This is a genomic window from Oceanispirochaeta sp., from assembly GCF_027859075.1.
Taxonomy (GTDB): domain Bacteria; phylum Spirochaetota; class Spirochaetia; order DSM-2461; family DSM-2461; genus Oceanispirochaeta.
The window spans coordinates 1-4,453 of the sequence record NZ_JAQIBL010000027.1 but is presented as its reverse complement, the minus strand read 5'-3'; the positions used below and the strand labels follow the sequence as shown (position 1 = coordinate 4,453).

Sequence of the window (4,453 nt, the reverse complement as noted above, 5' to 3'; positions counted from 1 at the left end):
TAAAACCAAATCCTTTTGTAGGATTAAACCATTTCACAGTTCCTGTTAACATAAAATTACCTCTTAAAAAAAAATATTAATTGCATACTAATAATAATGTCTAAGTTAAGCAATGGATAATATTTATGAATAAACATAAATCCACTGAATAAACACATTTAAATTCAATATATTTCAATTTCCAGGGAAGAAAAGAATGAATTCTTGCTTTCTGAAAGGATTCCGTCATTTTAAAAATAAATTATTAAATCCTTCTATAGGTTCAAATTCCTTGATTTGAGGGGGTTTCAGCCTGTTTAAGGCTTCGTTCTACTCTTTTCAATTGGAGGAATGATGTTAAATACATTTTTCAAAGGTCCAATCTCTCAGTGAAATCACTATCGTTAAAAAAGATTAGTAAATTTTGTTTTTTTTCGTTGGAAATTGAAATAATCAGGGATTTAAGGAAAAATTGTTACTATTTCAAGGTCGGGATGGTATAAATCAGGTTGTCATGAATCCTGCCTAAAGCGATTAGGACTAACAGTGTCTTTCAAAAATACAGACGATCATTATTCGGGGATTGTTGTAATAACGCTAGTAAATCATGGCATGAGGGTAAAGATCATGGCCTATGTGGCTCATTCTCAAAACTCGATCTCATCAGCTGCCGGAATCTTCTTATCTATATGAGCGGTAATTTGCAGAAGAGAATCATCCCCCTGTTCCACTATCTTTGTTAAACATGAATTGCATATCATGCGTTTTGCCCTTAATGCCACTCAAATCACCAACCTCAAGGAATATACCACTTTAGTCAAAGATATCCAGAGTGTGCTTGATACCCTTATTCCTGTCGAATTGGATGTTCAGAACAGGGCAGGTCTTCGGTTTTACAACCAGTCTCAGTAAACCATTTAAAAAATCAGAGTAGATGGATATGCTGAACAGATGGATGATTTCCTGAATCTGTCTGATCGAAGGCTCCCGTATTGATCATGATTGGAACGGAAATCCCAGCATGGCGTTCCGTGTTATCTCGGCTATGGTTGGTAGTGATATTGAAATGATAAAATTTTGATTGACATAAAAATCCTTTTATATATAAGCTGTATACGGTGTTCTGAGTCAAAGTGCTCTTTCACTGCTTTAAATATTAAACCAACGGAGGTTTTGATGTTAGATTTTCATAAGAGGGTGTCCCTGTTCTAGGGTGGCTTTTTTATTTATTAGTTTTCTAGTTTCTAAAAATCCATTCTGAATTCTGATTCTTGGAGATTTATTCCGGCACTCAGACACTCACGCAAATCACTTTTGTCCTGAACAGGGCATCCTGTAAAAATTCTTAAACTCAGCAATAGATATTATAGATTTATTTTTATAAGTCTAGCCATTGGTATTTTCAAGAGCTTGTCTCCATGAAGATAGGATACCTTTCCATAGGAATTTTTATGTCCAGAGCTAAAATAATAAGAAATAATCCCCATGAGTCATTTATCTGTCTCTCTTGCGGGTCGGCAGTATCCCCTCTCAAAAATGGTGGAAATCAAAGGAACCATTGTCCGAAATGTCTCTCCAGTATCCACGTTGATATTATCGCGGGGGATAGAAGAGCCAGCTGTCATGGAATTATGAAACCCATCAGTATTTGGGTACAGGAGGATAGGGAATGGTCCCTTATTCACCGCTGTAGGAACTGTGGAATTATCCGTTCCAATAGAATTGCAGCAGATGACAATGAGATGATGCTGTTCTCACTGGCGGCGTCCTTCATGTCTCAGCTTCCCTTTCCCGCGGGTAAGACTCTCGATCATATACAGGCGTTAAGTCTGCAGAAGGAAGAAAATCATGAATAATCATTGGGGAATATGTCCACATAATGTAGATATTAAAGAACAGCAGATGCTGGGAAGGGTCATTGAGAATAATCGGGAATTCTACCTCATCGCAGTTGGAGACAGAGTGTTGAGAGCTGAGCTGAAAGGGTCTCTCAGGTATCATTCCCAGGTTGTACTTGATCTGCCTGTCACAGGAGACTGGGTCATTTTAGAGCATGAGAACGACCGGGCTCTTATCTGCAAAATCCTTCCGCGGAGTTCTGTGTTGAGCAGGAAAGTTGCTGGACCCAGGACCGAAGAGCAGCCTATTGCAGCCAATATTCACTATGTGGGCATCGTATTGGGCCTCGACGGAGGCCGGAATTATTCCACCAGGAAACTGGAGCGTTACCTTACCATAGCATGGAATTCCGGCGCTCAGCCGATTGTCATTCTCAATAAATCTGATCTTTGTGAAAATCGTGAGAGTATAAAACGGGAGGCTGAATTTATCGCTCCCGGTGTCGATGTTCTGCTTTCCAGTGCGCAAACGGGAGAGGGAATTGATGACTTGAATTCAATGCTTTCCATCCAAAAAACGATCCTCTTAATCGGTCCTTCGGGTGTGGGGAAATCCGCACTGACCAACAGACTTCTGGGTAAGGAGTCTCAGCGTCTGGGGGAAAACCGATTTGCCGATAAGAGGGGAAGGCATACCACCACTTGTGCTCAGATGGTACTCCTGCCCCAGGGAGGCCAGCTTATAGATACTCCGGGGCTGAAGGAAATTCAGCTCTGGGGGAGTGATGACGGACTGGATACTGTCTTTCAGGAGATCAGCGATATAGCCGCATCATGCCGGTTCCGGGATTGCAGCCACACAGGGGAGCCTTCCTGTGCCGTTCAGAAAGCACTGTCCGAAGGTTCTCTGGATCAGGGGCGCTATCTCAGTTATCTGGAGCTTAAAAAAGAACTGGATTATCTGGAGTCCAGGCAAAACAGCAAAGCCTATGATAAACCGGGGACTAAAGATAAATATATCAGTAAATTTGTGAAGGAGATGAAGAATGGGAAAGTGATTTATTGATGATTAACGGGATGTTTTATATGAGACTAAAGTTGTGAATAAAGATAAGCCAGAATGAAAGGTGCAATTCCCTTGGCTTCATTCTCCACAACAGGTTCAGACATATAGTATTCAAATGATCCATCCCGTTTCTCCTTTCCTCCCAGCCCTGCCACCATACAGGTTCCACCCAGATTCATACGCCCCTGTTTTTCAAACAGATATTTTTGACAGATTCCGGAAAAGGCCCTCTCCGCATTTTTCCTGTAGGACGGGGGTATAATTTTCAGATGAACAGCCTTAAACAGAGCATAAGAAAGGATTGCGGATCCGCTGGTTTCCAGGTAATTCTTTATTGTTGATCCCCTGTCTACGATTTGATACCACATTCCCGAATCATCCTGATATTGAAGAAGGGAGTCTGTTAAGTCCTGGAAAATTGAAGATATTTCTTTAAAAAAATCCATATCCTCAGCATCATCCAGCAGTTCCAAAATATCTACCAGTGACATATAAAACCAACCAATGGCCCTGAGCCAGAAATGGGGAGATTGGCCCGTCTTCTCATCACACCAGAAAATTGTCCGGGATGAGTCAAAGGCGTGGTAATACAATCCTGTGGCATTATCCTTTAACAGTTTTTTAACTTGGCGGTACTGTTCAAGAATGTCGTCATAGTTCTTTTTATTGTTAAAACGCTTTTCATATTCAAGGTAAAAAGGCTGTGCCATATACAAGCCGTCCAGCCAGATCTGATCCGGATAAATACCTTTATGCCAGAAATTTCCTTCTTTTGTTCTGGGCTGATCCCGGAGTTGCCTGTAAAGCCGGTCCATCGCCTTTCTGTATTTTTCTTCCTTGAATATATCGTAGAGTTCAAATAAAACCTTGCCTTCATTAATGTTGTCTAGATTGAATTTTTTCCGGTCATAAGTCAGAATCTGCCCGTCTTTATTGATGAAGTAATCAATGTAGTTTTTAAGGAAGTTCAGATATTTTTTATCCTGGGAATTTTTGTACAATGTCAAAAATGCCGTCATCATACATCCGTCAATATAATTCCAGCTTGCCTTTTTTTTCAGCCGGATCATCTCCTGATTCCAGAGGGGGGTTTCCGGTGTGGCGAGAAGCATTTCATTAATATAGCGATCGATTATCTTCACCCGATTTCCTCTTTTACCATTCTTATGAATTTTAAACTTTCCTCAATAGTTTCGGGAGTATTGTTTTCCATCAGAATGGGAATCCAGGGTTTGTAATATTTTATCAAGTCAAAGAAAAGAGAATAGTTCAGCTGACCTTTTCCGGACGGCAGAGTCCCGTCTTTTATGTTGTTGACCATGATGTAGTCTTTGGCGTGAACGGCGACCATTCTGGGGGCAAAAAGTTCAAAGGCTTCTTTCATCAGGAAATCGCTTTCATGGGCTCTTGCAGAGGACAGAAAATTCACCGGGTCATAAATGATTCCGAGATTGGGAGAGGGAACCAGTTCTAAAGTCCTTTTCATCCTGTCATGTGAATAAATGCAATTTTTATCGGCAACACCTTCGATGGCGACTATGGTTCCCGTTTTTTCGGCAACGTTGACCAT

5 protein-coding genes are annotated in these 4,453 nt (G+C 40.9%); 3 read left to right on the top strand and 2 right to left on the bottom strand.

Annotation, left to right across the window (positions count from 1 at the left end):
- Positions 1-738 precede the first annotated feature (738 nt).
- The 3 genes from PF479_RS01770 (at position 739) to rsgA (ending at position 2,883) form a co-directional block, all read left to right on the top strand.
- The gene (locus PF479_RS01770; protein ID WP_298001632.1) at positions 739-891 is read left to right on the top strand and encodes a hypothetical protein; all 153 of its coding nucleotides are present in this window, start codon (positions 739-741) and stop codon (positions 889-891) included.
- Between the two features lie 539 nt (positions 892-1,430).
- Positions 1,431-1,835 carry an RNHCP domain-containing protein gene (locus PF479_RS01765; RefSeq protein ID WP_298001630.1) on the top strand — a complete coding sequence of 135 codons (405 nt, stop codon included), beginning with the start codon at positions 1,431-1,433 and terminating at the stop codon, positions 1,833-1,835.
- Positions 1,828-2,883, top strand: coding sequence for a ribosome small subunit-dependent GTPase A (rsgA, locus tag PF479_RS01760; RefSeq protein ID WP_298001629.1), 1,056 nt, complete (start codon positions 1,828-1,830; stop codon positions 2,881-2,883). The genes PF479_RS01765 and rsgA overlap by 8 nt, the downstream gene beginning before the upstream one ends.
- A gap of 26 nt (positions 2,884-2,909) precedes the next feature.
- On the opposite strand, the gene PF479_RS01755 is transcribed toward rsgA, so the two are convergent.
- Complete coding sequence (locus PF479_RS01755) at positions 2,910-4,025, bottom strand: glycoside hydrolase family 88 protein (RefSeq protein ID WP_298001626.1); 1,116 nt, start codon at positions 4,023-4,025, stop codon at positions 2,910-2,912.
- On the bottom strand, positions 4,022-4,453 hold a 432-nt coding region (locus tag PF479_RS01750; RefSeq protein WP_298001624.1), incomplete at its 5' end, for a TIM barrel protein. The genes PF479_RS01750 and PF479_RS01755, both read right to left, overlap by 4 nt.

Excerpts from the sequence above, each read along its gene's own strand:
- PF479_RS01770 (WP_298001632.1), top strand. The coding sequence starts at position 739 with ATGCGTTTTGCCCTTAATGCCACTCAAATCACCAACCTCAAGGAATAT.
- rsgA (WP_298001629.1), top strand. The coding sequence starts at position 1,828 with ATGAATAATCATTGGGGAATATGTCCACATAATGTAGATATTAAAGAA.
- PF479_RS01765 (WP_298001630.1), top strand. The coding sequence starts at position 1,431 with ATGTCCAGAGCTAAAATAATAAGAAATAATCCCCATGAGTCATTTATC.